General features: G+C 41.7%; 15 protein-coding genes and 2 pseudogenes. 4 read left to right on the top strand and 13 right to left on the bottom strand.

The features are described 5' to 3' along the window. Nucleotides 1–102 precede the first annotated feature (102 nt). The gene (locus KWJ01_RS13650; RefSeq protein WP_224997078.1) at nt 103–711 is read left to right on the top strand and encodes an IS3 family transposase; all 609 of its coding nucleotides are present in this window, start codon (nt 103–105) and stop codon (nt 709–711) included. On the opposite strand, the gene KWJ01_RS28330 is transcribed toward KWJ01_RS13650, so the two are convergent. Beyond that, nucleotides 697–1,035: an IS1 family transposase gene (locus KWJ01_RS28330; protein WP_224997062.1), complete on the bottom strand. Its 339-nt coding sequence runs from the start codon at nt 1,033–1,035 to the stop codon at nt 697–699. The genes KWJ01_RS13650 and KWJ01_RS28330 overlap by 15 nt on opposite strands. A 138-nt stretch (nt 1,036–1,173) precedes the next feature. Next, nucleotides 1,174–1,437, bottom strand: a complete 264-nt coding sequence (locus KWJ01_RS13660; RefSeq protein WP_224997063.1) for a hypothetical protein — start codon at nt 1,435–1,437, stop codon at nt 1,174–1,176. Nucleotides 1,438–1,489: 52 nt separating this feature from the next. Here KWJ01_RS13660 and KWJ01_RS13665 point away from each other — a divergent pair. Then, nucleotides 1,490–1,783: pseudogene (locus KWJ01_RS13665) on the top strand (transposase); the annotation flags it as partial. Between the two features lie 87 nt (nt 1,784–1,870). Here KWJ01_RS13665 and KWJ01_RS13670 read toward each other — a convergent pair. Beyond that, nucleotides 1,871–3,868 carry a PAS domain-containing hybrid sensor histidine kinase/response regulator gene (locus KWJ01_RS13670; protein WP_224997064.1) on the bottom strand — a complete coding sequence of 666 codons (1,998 nt, stop codon included), beginning with the start codon at nt 3,866–3,868 and terminating at the stop codon, nt 1,871–1,873. After that, complete coding sequence (locus KWJ01_RS13675) at nt 3,852–4,664, bottom strand: alpha/beta fold hydrolase (RefSeq protein WP_304502772.1); 813 nt, start codon at nt 4,662–4,664, stop codon at nt 3,852–3,854. The genes KWJ01_RS13670 and KWJ01_RS13675 overlap by 17 nt, the downstream gene beginning before the upstream one ends. Nucleotides 4,665–4,837: 173 nt before the next feature. On the opposite strand from KWJ01_RS13675, the gene KWJ01_RS13680 reads away from it, so the two are divergent. Both KWJ01_RS13680 and KWJ01_RS13685 read left to right on the top strand, forming a co-directional pair. After that, on the top strand, nt 4,838–5,023 hold the full coding sequence (locus KWJ01_RS13680; protein ID WP_370634720.1) for an ATP-binding protein: 186 nt from the start codon (nt 4,838–4,840) through the stop codon (nt 5,021–5,023). Between the two features lie 211 nt (nt 5,024–5,234). Next, nucleotides 5,235–6,388, top strand: a protein-coding gene (locus tag KWJ01_RS13685; RefSeq protein WP_224997066.1) for an IS3 family transposase whose coding sequence is annotated in 2 segments (ribosomal slippage) — nt 5,235–5,493 and nt 5,493–6,388 — 1,155 coding nt in all. Because the reading frame shifts where the segments join, the coding sequence is not laid out codon by codon here. A gap of 205 nt (nt 6,389–6,593) precedes the next feature. Here KWJ01_RS13685 and KWJ01_RS28015 read toward each other — a convergent pair. The 9 genes and pseudogenes from KWJ01_RS28015 to KWJ01_RS13725 all read right to left on the bottom strand — a co-directional run bounded on the left by KWJ01_RS28015 (nt 6,594) and on the right by KWJ01_RS13725 (nt 16,511). Continuing rightward, nucleotides 6,594–6,872: a transposase gene (locus KWJ01_RS28015; protein WP_370634721.1), complete on the bottom strand. Its 279-nt coding sequence runs from the start codon at nt 6,870–6,872 to the stop codon at nt 6,594–6,596. Beyond that, nucleotides 6,829–7,743, bottom strand: a pseudogene (locus KWJ01_RS13690) (IS256 family transposase). Before KWJ01_RS13690 ends, KWJ01_RS28015 begins: the two are co-directional and overlap by 44 nt. A gap of 342 nt (nt 7,744–8,085) precedes the next feature. Continuing rightward, nucleotides 8,086–9,168 carry a chemotaxis response regulator protein-glutamate methylesterase gene (locus KWJ01_RS13695; protein ID WP_224997068.1) on the bottom strand — a complete coding sequence of 361 codons (1,083 nt, stop codon included), beginning with the start codon at nt 9,166–9,168 and terminating at the stop codon, nt 8,086–8,088. Further along, on the bottom strand, nt 9,168–10,052 hold the full coding sequence (locus tag KWJ01_RS13700) for a protein-glutamate O-methyltransferase CheR (protein WP_224997069.1): 885 nt from the start codon (nt 10,050–10,052) through the stop codon (nt 9,168–9,170). The genes KWJ01_RS13695 and KWJ01_RS13700 overlap by 1 nt, the downstream gene beginning before the upstream one ends. A 150-nt stretch (nt 10,053–10,202) precedes the next feature. After that, entirely contained in the window at nt 10,203–12,263 is a 2,061-nt protein-coding gene (locus KWJ01_RS13705; protein WP_224997071.1) for a chemotaxis protein CheA, read from the bottom strand. Between the two features lie 2 nt (nt 12,264–12,265). Next, nucleotides 12,266–12,631 (bottom strand): response regulator, encoded by a 366-nt coding sequence (locus tag KWJ01_RS13710; RefSeq protein WP_224997073.1) that lies wholly within the window; start codon nt 12,629–12,631, stop codon nt 12,266–12,268. Between the two features lie 19 nt (nt 12,632–12,650). Next, entirely contained in the window at nt 12,651–13,112 is a 462-nt protein-coding gene (locus tag KWJ01_RS13715) for a chemotaxis protein CheW (RefSeq protein WP_370634719.1), read from the bottom strand. A gap of 12 nt (nt 13,113–13,124) precedes the next feature. Next, on the bottom strand, nt 13,125–15,323 hold the full coding sequence (locus tag KWJ01_RS13720) for a methyl-accepting chemotaxis protein (protein ID WP_224997075.1): 2,199 nt from the start codon (nt 15,321–15,323) through the stop codon (nt 13,125–13,127). Nucleotides 15,324–15,341: 18 nt separating this feature from the next. Beyond that, complete coding sequence (locus tag KWJ01_RS13725; RefSeq protein WP_224997077.1) at nt 15,342–16,511, bottom strand: porin; 1,170 nt, start codon at nt 16,509–16,511, stop codon at nt 15,342–15,344. Nucleotides 16,512–17,169: the final 658 nt, after the last annotated feature.

Genomic DNA, 17,169 nt, shown 5'->3' on the forward strand with positions numbered 1-17,169 from the left:
TGTAATACTAACTCATCCTCTCTGTTTATCTCTAGCTTCTTTAATAGCTTACCCATCTTACCTCCTTTTTATTGGAAATGAAAAAGCTACTACTTTAGTTCTATTAATTATTTTGGAAGAGCACTAGTAAAGCCTGTAGAGGAGAAAAGGACCATGATTGAGACAGATCATCCTGTTAGTATTAGCAGGCAATGTGAGCTTGTGGGCCTGTCCAGATCCGTATTCTATTACCAGCCTGCAAAAGCAGATGAAGAGAATCTACGGCTCATGGAAGAGCTTGATAAGCTGTACCTGAAATATCCATTCTATGGTAGCCGTAAGATGACCAAAGAACTAAAGCTTCGGGGTTATGAAGTAAATCGCAAGCGCATTCAAAGGCTCTACCAGTTCATGGGCATACAGGCTATAGGACCAAAGCCTAATACTAGCAAGCCTAGGGAGGGCCACAAGATTTACCCTTACCTGCTTAGGAATCTGAAAATTGGTCAGGTGAACCAAGTGTGGGCGACAGATCTTACCTACATCCCCATGCCTACTGGATTCATGTACCTGATGGCTGTTGTAGATCTCTATAGCCGAAAAGTAATTAGTTGGGGCCTGTCGAACAGTATGGATACAGATTTTTGCTGTAGGGTTCTCCAGGAGGCGTTACAAACAGGAGATCCAGTCATCTTCAATACTGACCAGGGGGTAGTGTCACATTTTGACTGATTCGTTATAGTAGAAAATGAACAGTTTTGTATAGAGGAAGTGCATAGTATCCGACTTTGAGAAAGAGAGCGTTTTTCTCACGTACCTGCAGACTCTTTGTCGGATGGTGCAATTAAACCGCTCTACATGATTAGTCTCTCCGCTATCTTTTCCTACGCTGGTATGCTTTTTACTGCCAAAGACCTGCTGGTAAGCTTCCAGAAAATCAGAGTAGCTATAGCAATGCTGATAGTCCTGTGGAATACTTTTCCAGAGCTCTTGGCAGCTTGCTTTGCTGCGGTCTCCGATAAAAAAGGCTACTATTTGTCTGGTTCTCCTGTTCAAGGCTAACGGTCCGCCGCTGCGGCCAGAGCCATTTCTGCCGCCATTTACCCCTTATAAAGCTCCGCAGCGGCGGCCGCCATAGCTCGTCTAATTCGAGTATATCATCACTTTTAGAGGCAGTAAGACTTTGGGTGAAAATCAACGCCTGGGCTTTTTTTTAATCCACCTTAACGCCGTCTGATGGCTGATGCCATATGTTCTGGCAAGGCCTCTGGAAGAGCTTCTCTCAAGGGATGCCTTCACTACCTGCTCCTTTAGCTCATCATCATAGTGTTTGCTTTCAATAACCCCACTAAACCCACAGCTATTGCATTTGTACTTTGCATTTCCCACTGCATTTTTGCCATTCTTTACCAGCTTCTCCGATCCACATTTCCTGCATGATTTTACCCCCTCTACCATAGTCTCTCATTTTAGATTATCTTATTGATGAATTAACAAGAAAATCCTTCAAGAGGTTACACTACCTGACCAGGGAAGTCAATTTACCAGTGAAGCTTTTACAGATATTCTAAAGCAGCACAACATCCTCATAAGCATGAATGGTAAAGGCAGGGCCATTGATAACATCTTTGTAGAAAGGCTGTGGAGAAGTGTAAAATACGAATATCTTTACCTGCAGTGGCCTGAATCCTGCCATGAGCTATATCAGGGACTGAAACAGTATTTCTTATTCTACAATCAGGAGAGGCTGCACCAGTCTTTAGACTATAAGACCCCTGAAAGCATCTATAATATGGCTGCTTAATTCAACTTAAAACTAACCCAATGCTGTCCTAAGCGAAGGGTCCACTGTAATCCAGCACAAGCTTTGATTTCAGAATTATAAAAGCATCTACACGTCAAGATGCTTTTTAAGCTCAACAACAACACAGTCAAAAGCTTCTTGTAGCTCGTTATTTATTTGCAGGAGCAATGCTTTATCTGCAGTTGCCAGACAAGACCTTCCGCTAGCAATAACTCGTTGAAGCTTAACAGCTTCTAATGTCTGAAGCGTCACTTTTATTTTATGGGCTAGATCTCCCATTCCTTTAGCATCTCTATTCAACAGGGCTTTAGCAAAATCAACCTTATATTGTTCAAAATGCTTAATCGTTAGTAACAGTAACCGATTCAAAGAATCCCTGTTATTCCGGGTTACTTTAATATATTCTTGTATAGAAATCGGAGCTTTACCGCTATGTATTTCCCTCTCCTCAAGATGTAAATAAGGTGCTTTAGCATCACATTCTTCATCTTGTTCAAGACTATCCAATGACACACTCTTGGCAATGGTAGCGTAAAGTTCTTCTACTCGAAAAGGCTTGGTAAGCAGACTGGTGATCTCTGCAGCAACAATTTTATCTTTGTAGTCAAACCTTGCTGAAGCCGTGAAGGCAATGATTGGTAACCGCTTGTACTGCTCATGCTCCATAGACCGAATAGCACGAGTAGCCTCATAACCATCCATAACAGGCATTTGAAGATCCATCAACACTATATCATAGGTGTTTTGCCGAGCTAATTCAACGGCCTGAGCACCATTAGAAGCCACATCAAAATACACTCCCCATTGCCTCAAGTATTCGCTTACTACAAAAACATTAATTTCATTGTCTTCTGCCAGCAGTAGCCGAACCCCTTTTAGAGGCTTAAGTGCTGTAGGCTCGGACCCTATTGCTTTATGTTCTTGAGTAACCTCCGCCTGCCCCACAGGCAACTCAATGACAAAAAAGAATTCTGAGCCTACACCTGACTGGCTGCTTACATAAATTCTACTCCCAAACAAACTCAACAATCTTTGGGAAATGGCTAACCCTAAGCCGGTGCCCCCATAGACAGGGTTGATTTCCGGACTAGCCTGGGTAAATTCCTCAAAGATTTTCGCCTGCTGATCCTCCGGAATGCCTATACCCGTATCGATCACCTTAAATAAAAGTTTACAGGTAACTTCTTCCTGCTCCAGTAGCTGTAACTGAAGACTTACTAAACCATTCTCTGTGAATTTTATAGCATTACTGAGCAGATTAGTAAGTACCTGACCTATTTTAACTGAATCACCATACATATATTCGGGAAGCGCATCATCAAGTTGTAAGGTCAAGGTGATCCCTTTTTCCTGCGCTTTGTATTGCTGGCTATAGAGGATGCTATTCAGCAGGTGCCTGATGTGAAAATACTTTTCCTCCAATACAATTTTACCTGCTTCTACTTTACTAAAATCAAGAATATCATTGATTAGATTTAGTAGGTTTTCAGATGAAAACTTCAACACATCAAGGTACTTGGCTTGCTGTGCAGTAAGATCTGTTTTATCTAGAAGACTGGCAATACCAATAATGGCATTCAGTGGCGTACGAAACTCATGACTTACTGTGGAGAGAAACGTTGCTTTGGCCTTTGCGGCCTCTTCTGCCTTTTTCTTAGCTTGTAGCAGCTCCAGTTCGTACTTCTTTCTGTCTATAATATTGAAAACTGTAACCCGGTTAAGCTGAGGCACCCCTGCATCATCTTTTAACTGTATACTATTTAATAGCACAGGTAGTACACCACCTGCCTTTAGCAAAAGGTCATAATTCAGCTCATTTACTCGACCCTGCATTTTAAGTAAAGGGGCATGGTGTGTTTCATAAAACATCCTGCCTCCTATAACAAAAAAATCCTGCAGCCTTTTTTTAAATAGCACTTCTTCGCGATCATAGCCAAGCCATGATAGCAGCGTACTATTGATTTTTATGATAAGTCCGTTGGGTAATGTTGAAAGATAGCCGCAAGGGGCATTTTCATAGAGATCTTCCGCCCTCTCATCGATTAACGAAGCAGCAACATATTTTTCACTATCCAACCGGTTCACCCTCAACAATTAAAAAATCTTTGATAGCCGCTATAGTCTCATCGGGTTCGCTTAGATGGGGACAGTGCCCGGTGGCCTCAAGAATTGAAAGCGTACTATTCTGCACCTGATTAGCCACATACTGACCCACTTCCAGTGGAGCAATAACATCCTCGGAACATTGAATAACCAACGTAGGAACATTAAGTTTTGCGAGATCTACTCTATTGTCCGACAAAAATGTAACCTGAGCAAACTGCCTGGCAATCTCCGGGTTTGTTCTACAAAAGCTATTTTCCAGCTCTTCTCCAAGCTGCGGCCGATCTGGATTACCCATAATTACGGGTGCCATAGCGCTAGACCATCCCAAATAATTGCTTTCCAGAGAGTTTAGCAGGGATTCAATATCTTCCCTTGAAAATCCTCCATGATATTCATGTTCATTTATGTAGCATGGAGAAGGACCTATCATGATCAACTTATCAAAAACTTCTGGTTGCTTGTTAGCCGCCAAAGCTCCAATCATGGCACTTACAGAGTGCCCTACAAAAATAGCATCGTGAATAGAAAGTGCTTTGCATATACTAATCACATCATCTGCATAGCCTTGCAACGAACTATACCTCTCCGGTTGATAGGCTGTGCTATCAGATTTACCATGACCTAAATAGTCAAACAGCAATATTTTGAATTGTTTTTCAAAGGCAGGTGTCATGTAGCGCCACATGTGCTGATCACATCCGAATCCATGCGCAAACAGCATATACTGCTCCCCCTCACCAAAAACTTTCACATTAAACCTTTTTAAAACATCCATAAACAGTACTCTAGACGACATTTACTGTTCAAATTTAGCAAATTTTTTTGAGAATAAATTTAAACAAAACATAGAGCTGTTTCAAATGAATAGATTATTGAAACAGAGAGCAATACCGTTCAATACTTCTCTAAATTCCAATACCTGCTGATTAACTAGCACATAAAAATAAAATTTTTGCAATGTTCAAGCGACTGCATGATCATATGGAAGGCTCTGGCATAGGTTTATACATCGTGAAGAAGATGATAGAGAATGCGGGAGGAAAGATTGAAGTACAGAGTAAACTTAATGAAGTATCCACGTTCCAGGTTTACTTTATAGAGCCACACCTCTTAATTAACAAAGAAATATCCTGAGGATAATGAAGAAAGTCAGATACATCCTGCTTGTTGATGACGATGATACTAAAAGCTATCTCATAGGTAGTGTATCAGATGTAATGCTGTGGAATTGAGGGAGTAGAGGATAAAAGCAAGGGGACCTTGCGTTAGCTTTAAAGTACCACCCTTTGGAGCTGCTACATTTGAGAGGACAGAGAGTTAAGCGAAAATTAAATAACTTAACGCGATGTCAAGAGAGAGAAGACAATTCGACAAAGAATTCAAGTTGATGGCCGTAGAGCTCAGCAAGACCAGGGAAAATATTAATGAACTGGCCAAAGAGCTAGGCATTCGCCCTGAGCTTATTTACCGCTGGCGCTCTGAGCATTTAGAGAAGCCTGAGGCCAGTTTTACAGGCCATGGTAAGCCCAGGCATACCCCAGAGGAGGCAGAGATCGCCAAGCTAAAGAAACAGCTCCGGGATGTGGAAATGGAGCGCGATATCCTAAAAAAGGCCATAAGCATCTTCTCCAGGGGAGACGGGAAATCTACAGGTTTATAAGTACCTATAGCTGCAGATTTCCAGTTGAGATGATGTGTAAAGTATTCAAAGTTAGCAGAAGTGGCTACTATGATTCCCTAAAAGGAGCCCTATCACAAAGAGCACAGGAGAATGAAAAGCTACTTGCTTTGATCAAAGAGGAGCACAAAAAGAGTAAGCGGTGCTACGGCAGTCCCAGAATCTTCAAAGCGCTGAAGGCTAAAGACGTAGAAGTTTCCAGACCCAGAGTAGCTCGCTTAATGAAGCAGGCCAACATCAGGGCCAAGATGGTAAGAAGATTCAGGGTGACCACAGATTCAAAACACAGCTTTGCTGTAAGTGAGAACCTTTTGAATCGCAACTTTACAGCTGTAACTACTGGCCAGGCATGGGTGTCAGATATTACCTATATCAGAACCTTAACGGGCTGGCTTTATTTAACGGTGGTACTGGATCTGGCTGACAGAAAAGTAATTGGCTGGGCCTTGAGTGAAACGATGAAAGTAAAGCATACTACAGTAGCTGCATTAAAAATGGCTATTAAGAATAGGCCTGTTACTCAAGAACTGATCTTTCATTCGGATAGAGGCGTGCAGTATGCTTGTGATGAGTTCAGGAAAGAACTGAAGGCTTACCCCTTGATTCGCCAGAGCATGAGTCGCAAAGCCAACTGCTGGGATAATGCTGTAGCAGAAAGCTTTTTCAAGACCCTGAAAACAGAATGCGTATACGGTAACAGATACCAAGATCAGAGAAGAGCTGCTATGGAAATCTTTGAATACATCGAAGTTTTCTACAACAGAATCAGGTTGCACTCCAGTCTGGGCTATCGTACACCTGAACAAATGACAGTGTCCTGAAATCTGTGTAAATGAAGATTCAACGAGACGATGTTTGGGTTTTTTAAGCCATGAGGCAAGCAGAATGATTTATGAAGAACCAGTCCTGGTAGGCAGGTCTGGTTCCATTCCACTTGGCACGCACTATTGCTGACAGGTTGCTCCCCAGCAGAGCCTGTTTTCTCTTCGGGCGTGCGTTTTCAAGATAATGAAATTTCCAGATTGGTTAAAGCCTGCAGCGCTCTTCAAAGAGGCTGGAAAACTGGTTAAGGATAATGGCCCAGTTTTGAATAGGCTGGGTCCATTTTTTAGTGATCTCCCGAAGAGCCAGAAAGACCGCTTTCTTCACCGCATTATCATCTGGAAATGAGGATTTTGATTTTGTGTACTTTCTGATTTTGCCATTTAGATTTTCAATCAGGTTGGTCGTGTAGATGATCTTTCTGATCTCCAGGGGAAAGTCAAAGAAAACGGTGAGTTCTTCCCACCGGGTCGCCGGAGCGATTAGCTCTCCAGGATTTTATGGCATAAGGATACTTACTGCCCCAGATTTCTTCAAGCCTGTCGAGTTCTGCTGCAGCCATTTCTTTTGTAGGTGCATTGTAAACTCTTTTCAGATCAGCAGTAAAAGCTTTCTTATCTTTCCAGACTACATAGCGGCAGCTATTTCTGATTTGATGTACTACACATATTTGAGTGGCAGCCTTCTGAAAAACACTTTTGATTCCCTGGGTAAAGCCAGTAAGGTTGTCGGTACAGGTGATCAAGATGTCTTCTACGCCTCTAGCCCTGATATCGGTGAGTACACCTACCCAGAAGGCTGCGCTTTCAGATTCAGAGAGCCACATGCCCAAGAGCTCTTTCTTTCCTTCTCTATTCAGACCTACTGCCAGATAGATGGTCTTGTTGATGACCTTCCCATTATGGCGGACTTTGAAGACAATGCCGTCCATCCATAAGATGAAATAGAGGGAATCCAGAGGTTTATGTTGCCATTCCAGAATATCTTCACTCACCTTGGCAGTAATGGTGGAAATGGCTGATTCAGAGAGGTTAAAATTATAAATCTCTTTGAGTTGCTCTTCTATATCTCTAGTACTCATGCCTTTGGCGTACAGGGAGATCACCAGTTCTTCTATGCCCTGGGCAAGGCTGCTGCGCTTTGGCACCACTACTGGCTAAAAAGTACCTGCTCTGTCTCTGGGTACTTCTATCTCCACTTCTCCATACTTGCTCTTGAGCTTTTTGCTGGTGACACCATTGCGGGAGTTGCCTGTATTCTTACCCGCAGGGGAATACTTACCGTAGCCCAGGTGTGAACGGTTCGCCGCTGCGATCCAGCTCACCCTCCAGCATCTTTTCGGTACCCCTGACATAAAGCTCTTCCATAAAAGAGGCAAATTCACCAGAGTCCTTGAACTGTTTCCGCAGCGGCGGACCGCAAAAACTCTGCATTCAAAAAGTCTTCTTTCGAAATCATAGCTTTGGAACTGTTATAAAAGTTAATAAAAAAGGTCCGAGATTTTTCATCCCAAACCTTCATTTACACAGTTCCTAAGACACTACCGAACAAATGGAAGAACTGTTAGACACTAAATCCTTAGCCGCTTAATCTTTTGTCCACTTTTTTGTTGCAAGTCCAAAAGGAGGTTGCTACATTTCTGTTTACACTCCTCTTAAGCAACACAACTTCAACCAGAGACTATATAATTCCGGCATTACCCTTCCCTAATATCCTTATCTAAAATCCGACATACTGCATAGGCGATAGCATTGAGAGATAGAACCGATGTTACACCTCCTTTTAATATCGCTTTATGGGGCATTCCAAATACAACCGAAGACTCCTCATCCTGCGCAATGGTGTATGCTCCTTTTTTATGCATACTCACCATTTCAGAGGCACCGTCATCTCCCATGCCAGTCATAATAATTCCAATAGCATTTTTCCCCACGCACTCAGCCACTGAATTGAACAAAACATTTACTGATGGCCTGTGCCGGCTCACTAATTCCCCTTTTGTTATTTGAATTACTTTTTGTGCCCCTTTCCTGAGAATCCTCATATGATGATCACCAGGGGCAATATAGACGGTGTTAGCATGAACTGTTTCGTTGTTTTGAGCTTCCTTTACAGTTAAAGAGCAGCTCTCATTTAACCTTTTTGCAAAGCTGGCAGTGAATTTTTCCGGCATATGCTGAACGATTAAAATTGGAGGCATAGATGGAGGAAGAGTGGTGAGAAAAGTTTTTATTGCTTCAGTACCCCCGGTAGAGGCTCCAATAGCAATAACCGTATCGTGCGATAATGAGCACTTTTTAACTAAAGCAGGCTGACCAGCTGAGGAATGCCCTGCAGTACTTCCTATTCCTGAAGTCTCTTTAGCAGTCCACTTCTTCCCGGCAATAAAGGCTGACTTTACTTTATCAATTAAATTAATTCTAGACTCTTCAGAATGAATATCTGTCCCAAGCTTTGGCTTTGTTATTACATCCACTGCACCTGCTTCCAATGCCTGTAAACCTATTCTGGCGCCGTTTACAGTTTGATTGGAGATAACCACTACTGGCATGGGGGCTTGCCGCATCAACTTCTGCAAAAAAGTTAACCCATCCATTTTTGGCATTTCTATGTCTAACGTAATTACATCCGGCTTTTCTTTATGAATTTTTTGTACAGCTATGTAAGGATCGCCCGCTGTACCTAATACCCGAATCTCGGGATCACTTTCCAGAATTGCTTTAAGTGTTTGACGAACTAAAGCCGAGTCATCAATAATCAAAACCTTAATCTGATTCATTAGCTCAGCTTTTGGTAAATGGTTGGCTGAATACTTTTAACTGGCAGAACCGAGCCAATGGCAGTCTCGGAATGCCCTAAAAACAGGTAACCCCCTTGTTTCAACTTATCAGTTAGTTTGCTCAAAACCTTCCGCTGGGTTTCCACATCAAAATAAATGGTGACATTTCTGCAGAATATAAAATCGAAGGAATCACTAAGCTTGTAAGTAGTATTATTCAGGTTTAATACTCCCAGTCTTATTCTGGAACAAACCTCTCTATCATTAAAAACCATTTCGCCATTAGACTGTCCGGCATTCGGTTTGAAATATTTCTCACGCAGCTCATTGGGCAAATCCTGTAACTCATAGCCTGAATATACACCTGAGGCAGCCTTTTGAAGGGAAGGCATGGAAATATCCGTTCCCACTATTTTATAATCTAAAGAAGACAAGTGCTTCCTGAATTCATTCAGTACAATGCCAAGTGTATACACCTCTTCCCCTGTAGAACATCCCGCACTCCAGACATTAATCCTGTGGTCGCCTGATTGGCTCTGGCAGTAGGCGGGCAATATTTTCTTCAGAAATTCAAACTGATAGTCTTCGCGAAAGAAACTTGTTTTATGAGTAGTTACCAAATCGATAAAGTGGATGTATTCATCATTCTTCCCATTTTCAAATACATACTTAATATATGCAGAAAATGAAGACAGGTTTAAGGCACGCAACCGCCGCAATAACCTTGATTCCAGCATTGTTTTCTTTTCCAATGGCACCCTTAAGCCATACTTCTTCCGGAGATAGCATGCAATTTGAAAAAAGTGTTCATCCGTGAGTCCTTTTATCGAAACCTCATTATTTGCGCCTGATTCATTACTGAATCTAAATTCTGCTTCTTTCATTTTTGAATCTTTAAAAGATTGCTTTCCGGATATGACAGACTAGGCGGAGGCAGTCCTGTCAATATTAAGCCCGGCTTCCATTAAGTTGCTTTGCAAAAGGCTTGTGTGCAAAGAAACCACGCCTGTTTTTACTCATCTGTCATAGAAAAATTAAGCGTAACTCTCGCTTTTCAGTTTTAGTACATTCAATATCAGTGCAGTACTTCCATCACCCAGAATGGAGGCGCCAGAAAAGCAGTCGACCGACTGTAGCAGTTCGTTTAACGGTTTGTACACAGTCTGGTACTGACCCAGAATACTATCCACCACGATTGCCACTCTGGCATCATTCTTATTGACTACAATAACTGTTTCCTGTGTGGGATAACCTTCTTTGCCAAAATATTCGCGCAGAGAGAAAAACGGAATTGATTGGTTCTCGTACGTAATCTGCCTGCTCTTTTTACTAAAGAGCTGTGTATGCTGCTCCGTAAAGCAATACTCTATTTCATTAATCGGGATTAAATACTTTTGATCCGCAACCTTTACGACCAGTGTATCAAGTATTGTAAGGGTAAGGGGTAGTCGGAGAGTAATAATACTTCCCAGCCCTTTTTCTGTACTAATTTCAATATCTCCGCGAAGCGCATTAACTTCTTTCTTTACAATATCCATCCCCACTCCGCGACCACTGATGGTAGATACTTTATCGGCAGTTGAAAATCCAGAAGCCATCACAACATTAAGCAACTCCTTTTCTGAATATGTCTGCTGTTGGTTGAGGAAGCCCTGAGTAATTCCCTTCTCACGAATTTTTTCGAAATCAATGCCATTTCCGTCATCCTGGATTTGAATAAATACATGGTCGCCACTGTTATAAGAATAGAGCTTCAGCAAGCCTTTAGCCGGTTTGTTACGCTTTACACGCTCCTCAGGCGATTCAATCCCATGATCGATCGCATTGCGGATAATGTGCATTAGTGGGGCTTCAAGCGCACTTATGATACTTCGATCTAATTCTGTACCTAGCCCTTCCGTAATAAATTCTATTTCCTTCCCTAATTCTTTAGAAACGCTCCGTATCAGGCGCTGAAACTTTACCTGCAGGATGTTTAAGGGCACCAACCGGATGTTGAATGCAGAGTCTCTGAGACGTAGGGTCAGGAACTCCAGTTTCTCCATGGCTTCTATAACCTGGGGGCTTTCACTTTCACCCATTAAATGCTGAAGTTCCGACCGAAAGGTAACCAGTTCACTTACGATGTCAATGAGTTGATCCAGTTTTGGGGTTGATACATTTACCTGCCCTTTTGCCTTTTTAGACTTTTGTATCAGTTCTGACTGAACCTCTTCTTCACAGAACTCTTCCTCCGTTATCAGCGGCCCATCCACCTTCAGGAGCAAAACTTCCGCTCCTGTAGCGGTGGGTTCCGGAGTTTGGTTGTTAAATATCTCTGAGTCCCATTCCAGGAGCTTTTCAATTCTTTTCTGAATGCTGGCTTCGCTCAGCTGAATGTGCTTGCTGTACTGCTCAGATCCAAAGTCTTCCTGCGCCTCAATAGTAAGTATTTCATATTCCTGGTCCTTCAGGAACATGAATACATCCAGGATCCCGCTCATGCCCTGAGCGGTAATAAGTATTATTTCAAACCAGGAATGAAGCTCCTTTATTTGCAGCTGTTTTTCCAGTGGTATTTCTTCATTATGAATAATAACCTCCATTGAGCCCAGCTCTTCTATATCATCTAAAATGGCAGTCAGATTAATGCCACGCTTAAACAAATTACTTTCCGGCTTCAGGAATATTACGAAAGCACTTCGGCTGGAAGAGGAAGGTTTACCTGCATCTGCAGCTGATACCTTTTCCGGCACCCCCTCCCCGCGTAAGGTACGGAGTGTCTCCACTATTTTTTCAACCTCACTATCAGCATTCCGGCCATCAATCAAATCCAACAGCACATCGACAGCATGCAGGGTAATATCTAAAATGAAGTCATCCTGTGTGCGTATTCCCTCGCGGATATCTGAATAGATATACTCCAGTTCATGGGTAAGCCTTTCTACCTGATGGAAGTCAAACATACCGGCACTGCCTTTCAGGGTATGTAAATACCTGTACACATTATCGATTTCCTCCGGATGGCCAGGATTTTCCTCCAGCCGCATGAGGGACATCTCCAGATTCTTTATAATCTGACTGACTTCTTCGATATATTCCTGTTGAAAGTCCATGACTAGCGAAGCGCTTTACTAACTATTTTCAAAAATTCATCGGCCTGAAAAGGTTTTTTTATCCATGCTGTAATATTCTCGTCCAGCGCCATTTTAATTTTCTGTTCATTGACTTCTGTTGTCAATAGTAAAATGGGAATGTAGGCATACTTTTCACTTGCGCGAACCTGCTTTATTAATTCCGCCCCATTCATCTCTGGCATATTGTAGTCAGTTATAAGAAGATCTATTGCACCTCCATTAAAGAAGGAAGTAGCTTCTAAACCGTTTGATGCTTCCAGTACCGTATGCCCTAACTTGCTCAAAATGCTAACGATGACCTTACGGGAAACATTAAAATCTTCAGCAACGACTATTCTTTTACTCATTTTTAAACAATTGGCGTTATCAATGGACCAGGGAAACCAGTTCCTTTTCAAATATTTTACCCGCACTCAGAATCATGTAGAAGTGCTCCTCTACTTTATATATCCCGCTTAAGGTATTGGTATTAAACCCCATATTTTCCAGAGGAGGAGGAAGTAAGCGTACTGCCTCTATCTGAACAACATCGAGCACCTCATCTATCAAGACCCCTACCTCTATACTATCCTCTCCATGATATACTTCCAGAATCACCACTTTACTTGTCGCACTCAAGTCTGTTTTGCCAAGTTCAATTTTACTGGCTAAATCGATTACCGGTATTACATTCCCTTCAAAGTTGGTAACACCAGCTATATACACCGGTGCTTTTGGAATTTTAATCAGCTTTTCTAGATTAATTACACGTAACACGTTCATTACAGATATTCCAAAGAGCTCTTTCTGTAAAGAGAACAATAATACGTGCATACTATTTTGTATCATCGTAGGCGCAGTTTAAAGCTCATTTTTAGATTCTCCCGTACCCTTATCTTCAGACTGGCTTCCGAAATTTATGTCATGCTCCCCATGAGAATCATAGTCATCCAGCAGAATGGCAGGACCAGCAAAGTAATTACCTTTACTCCCTGCCTTAGCAGTGTAAGGGCTGGCATAAAAGCCCTCAGTGCTTTTAAGAACCTTTTCAGGGCTTTCAGCTGTGGTCTTTACTGGAATCCGTATACTGCCTTCTTCTCCGAGAATAGCTTTTAGCTGCTCTATTTGTGCTATAAGCTGGTTGCGCTGATCATTTCCTTCTTCAGCTTTTTTAAGCTTAAAGAATGAAACAAGCTCTTTAAGGTGTTTTGCTTGGCTATTGAAATTATTGGAAGCCGAAGCAAGTTCCTCCGAAGAAGATGCATTTTGCTGTGTTACCTGGTTAAGCTGTGACAGCGCTACATTAATTTGCTCTGCTCCGGAACGCTGCTCTGCACTTGAGGAGGAAATTTCGCGTACCAGATTGAAAGATTTTTGAACATCCGGAGCAAGCTCATCAAGCAACTTGCTTGAGTTTTGTGCCTCCTGAATACATTTCTTAGACAGCATAATAATTCCTTCCGCAGACTGCCTGCTCCTTTCCGCTAACTTCCGCACTTCGTTCGCTACAACTGCAAACCCTTTACCATGCTCACCGGCCCTTGCGGCCTCAACAGCTGCATTGATCGCTAACAGGTTGGTCTTGTCTGAGATCTCATTTATAACTTCAATTTTTTCAGTAATCTCCCGAATAGATGTAAAAGTCGATTGTGTCGCTTCTTTTACTGTACTCATTTTACCTGCCGCTTCTTTCGCTATACCCTCTGCCAAAGAGGCATTTTCAGCATTTTGGTTAATATTGCTTACCATTTGCTCTACAGAAGAGGAAATCTCTTCCAGTGCACTTGCCTGTTCAGTTGAACCCTGTGCCACCACCTGAGAACTCTTGCTGATTTCAGATGAACCTACCGTAATATCATCGGCATCTTTATTTATTTGCTTAACAGTTTCAGAAAGCTTCCTGATCATATTTTTTAGGGCACGATCAAGCTCACCTTCCTTAAGCCGCGATTTTGCTTCATCCTGCGCACTATAAAGGTTACCCTTTGAGACAAGATTGGCAACTATCACACTATCATTCAGGCTGTTAATTAATTTGTTTACAGACTTCTGGGTATCACCCAGCTCATCCTCACTGCTTATTTCAAGGTGTTCAGGGATAATACCCTCTGCAAGTTTTAAGGTTGCCCCCCGTATAGAAAGAATACTTTCTGTTAATCGTTTTGAGAACCAGAGGGCCAAAAGAATTCCAATTATTAACTCTACCAGAAATACGCCTAAAAAGGTGAGTGTCGTAGTAAAAGTAATTTGCTCAGTCTGGTCGTCAATGAGCCCGGTTAGCTTATCCACCATGGGTTCTATGTTGTGGATATTCGCTCTCATTTCACCACTCAGGCCGCTATTCTCATCAAAACCTATATTCTTTTCTGCCGCTACCACTTCATGAAATTTTGTCTCATAAATGTCCAGTTGCTTCTTCAGTGCCTGTTGAGCAATACTACCCCCCAGTTCAGACTTAAAACGGGCTATTTCTTCATCAAAAAGAATTACGTACTTCAGGTCTTTACGAAGAAAGAAGTCTTTCTCATGTCTTCTAAGAGTAAGCATCCGTACCTCGTTAAACTTATTATCGGAATTTTCAATTTCGTGAATAGCTGCACGCAGTGCTCCTTCGTTTCCATAGTCCTGAAAGCCCCGCTCAATGTACGCTTCTACTATTTGATTAAAGGTATCGTGGTAGGCATTCAAATACTCCTTTAACTCTTTCAGGTCATTTTCTATTTCAAGGTTAGCGGACCAACGACTGGCTAGCAGCACGTTAATAATTGAATCCTGAGCTAAAGTATAGGCATCAATTGCCTGAATATATTTACTTTTTCGTGACGCCATGAAGTCGACGTTACTGGTTTCACGCATCAGAAAGTCCTTCTCTGCTTTTCGCATTTTAAGAACTGTCTTATTGATGGTCATCATGTCCTCTTTTATCTGGCGGATTTCCAGCACACGATTGATAGAATAATAACCCCAACCAGCTAAAAAGCTGGATAGTGCTAAAACGATACAAAAGGAAAGAAGAAGCTTGCCTTTAATCTTTTTTTGTTGAAACAGATTAAAATTCATTTTATGAGTTGTATTTTTTTACAGAGAAAATTCAACCTGAAATCTGTACACATACTGCTCAGGAAGAACTCCTTCCTCAACCAGACTTACATCACTTTGAATCTTTAAAGAATGTCCGACAATGTATTTAGAGATTCCTATTGTGTACTCCTTATTTCTATTTGCCTGAGTTTCTTTTTCAGGGTTTACATCAGTATATCTTACAGCGATTTCTAAATTATTGTGGAACAGGTAGCCCGCCTGAGCATTAAGACCTGTACCTACCATAAAAGGCTCTGCAGGAACATCACCATCTCCTGTTACTACAGGGGTGCGAATTACCTGTTTGTTAGCATATTCAATTATGGTGGAAAAACCATTGTATTTAGCGTGAGCGTCGACAAACCATGTTTTCAGGTCTCCCTGCTCCCTGAGGAATTTACCAAGCTGCCCGCTCTCTCTAGAAGCGCCATCATTATAGTCGTAAGTAGCTCCCAGTAATAATTTTAGATCTTTTTCCCGGTTTAAATCGGCTCCGTAGTAATCGCCTTTTTTGGTAAAAGAGCCAAAAGGCAACCACTCGATTCGTTGTGTATAGTCGTATCCACCAGCGTTATTTGCGGTTATGTTTCTGCCTTCGCCCTTTGAGATGGAACTGATAAACCTAAAGCGGGGTGCCGAGTAATGGAGCTGTAAACCAACATCTCTGTCCAGGTTATAGGCTGAATTCAGGTTGCTTCGGTCTACAAACTGAAGGGAAGAGGAGGAAATCACTCTTTCTATATTACCCGGAAGCTTTGTCTGCCCAAACCAGATGCTCCAGTTGTTATAGAAACTATATTTTAAAACGGCATCCAGAATAATATTTGCAGTGTTATTTGCTTCTGGCATGGGAGTGCCACCTATATCTCTGTTCGTCAGCCCTAGTTCCAGCTTGTATTTTAATTTAGGTGAGTAAGCAAACCCATCAAACTTCAGACGTGCTCTTCTAACCAGCAGCCTGTCATTGTACTCATAAGAACCTCTGTCATAAACACCGCTATAAAGCGTTTGAAAACGTGTACCGAAGCGTAAATAAAATGAAGAATCCTGCGCAATAACTTTTATGCCTTTTCCAAACTCGTTACTTGTTCTATCCTGAGCTGATAAAACAGATGTGACCAGCAGTAACCCAATCAGGAGTACAAGTATTTCCTTTTCCCGTCTCATTATCAATGTATATTTTTATAAATGGTAGCTTAATGGCTGATAAAAGCCAGCTGAAGACCCGGCACCTTAAATAAAGTTTGTTATCTTAGTGAGCACTAGCCTTTAATGGGCTCTATTGAGTTTCCGCTACTTTTCCCTTCGGCCAGTCAGGTAATTGATAGCCATCTTATGGAGTCAATACCTTTTCGCAGCCAACGTAGTGCCCACACCAAGCCCAAAAGCTATCAGCAAAACTAGATTGATATTTATTGGAATATTATTTAAATATTATTTTTTCATTACATACAACCCCTTTAGCCAAGTATGGGCAAAAAATGATACCAGTTTAAAATCGCTGTAGCTGAAAAATTAGAAAAAGGAATAAATAAAAAGGTAGTGTAACCTATTGAAGGATTAGCTTGTATAATCATCAGTAAGCTAATCTAAAATGGGAGACTATGGTAGATGGGGTAAAATCATGCAGGAAATGTGGCTCAGAGAAACTGGTAAAGAATGGCAAAAATGCAGTGGGTAATGCTAAATATAAATGCACTAGTGCTCTTCCAATTTAATCCATAGAAATTGCATTAGCTTTATTGACAGCTAGATATTGCCGCGATAGCTTTTCTCTGGCAGTGTTGACAGTAAAGCTCCAATGGATTTTAGCTCTTCGTTTATT

Origin of the sequence: Cesiribacter sp. SM1 (assembly GCF_020178975.1) — a bacterium.
In the GTDB taxonomy this organism is placed as follows: domain Bacteria; phylum Bacteroidota; class Bacteroidia; order Cytophagales; family Cyclobacteriaceae; genus Cesiribacter.

Coding starts and splice junctions, on each gene's coding strand:
- KWJ01_RS13695 (WP_224997068.1), bottom strand. CDS start 9,168: ATGAATCAGATTAAGGTTTTGATTATTGATGACTCGGCTTTAGTTCGT.
- KWJ01_RS13705 (WP_224997071.1), bottom strand. CDS start 12,263: ATGGACTTTCAACAGGAATATATCGAAGAAGTCAGTCAGATTATAAAG.
- KWJ01_RS13675 (WP_304502772.1), bottom strand. CDS start 4,664: ATGGATGTTTTAAAAAGGTTTAATGTGAAAGTTTTTGGTGAGGGGGAG.
- KWJ01_RS13715 (WP_370634719.1), bottom strand. CDS start 13,112: ATGATACAAAATAGTATGCACGTATTATTGTTCTCTTTACAGAAAGAG.
- KWJ01_RS13710 (WP_224997073.1), bottom strand. CDS start 12,631: ATGAGTAAAAGAATAGTCGTTGCTGAAGATTTTAATGTTTCCCGTAAG.
- KWJ01_RS13720 (WP_224997075.1), bottom strand. CDS start 15,323: ATGAATTTTAATCTGTTTCAACAAAAAAAGATTAAAGGCAAGCTTCTT.
- KWJ01_RS13700 (WP_224997069.1), bottom strand. CDS start 10,052: ATGAAAGAAGCAGAATTTAGATTCAGTAATGAATCAGGCGCAAATAAT.
- KWJ01_RS13725 (WP_224997077.1), bottom strand. CDS start 16,511: ATGAGACGGGAAAAGGAAATACTTGTACTCCTGATTGGGTTACTGCTG.
- KWJ01_RS13660 (WP_224997063.1), bottom strand. CDS start 1,437: ATGGTAGAGGGGGTAAAATCATGCAGGAAATGTGGATCGGAGAAGCTG.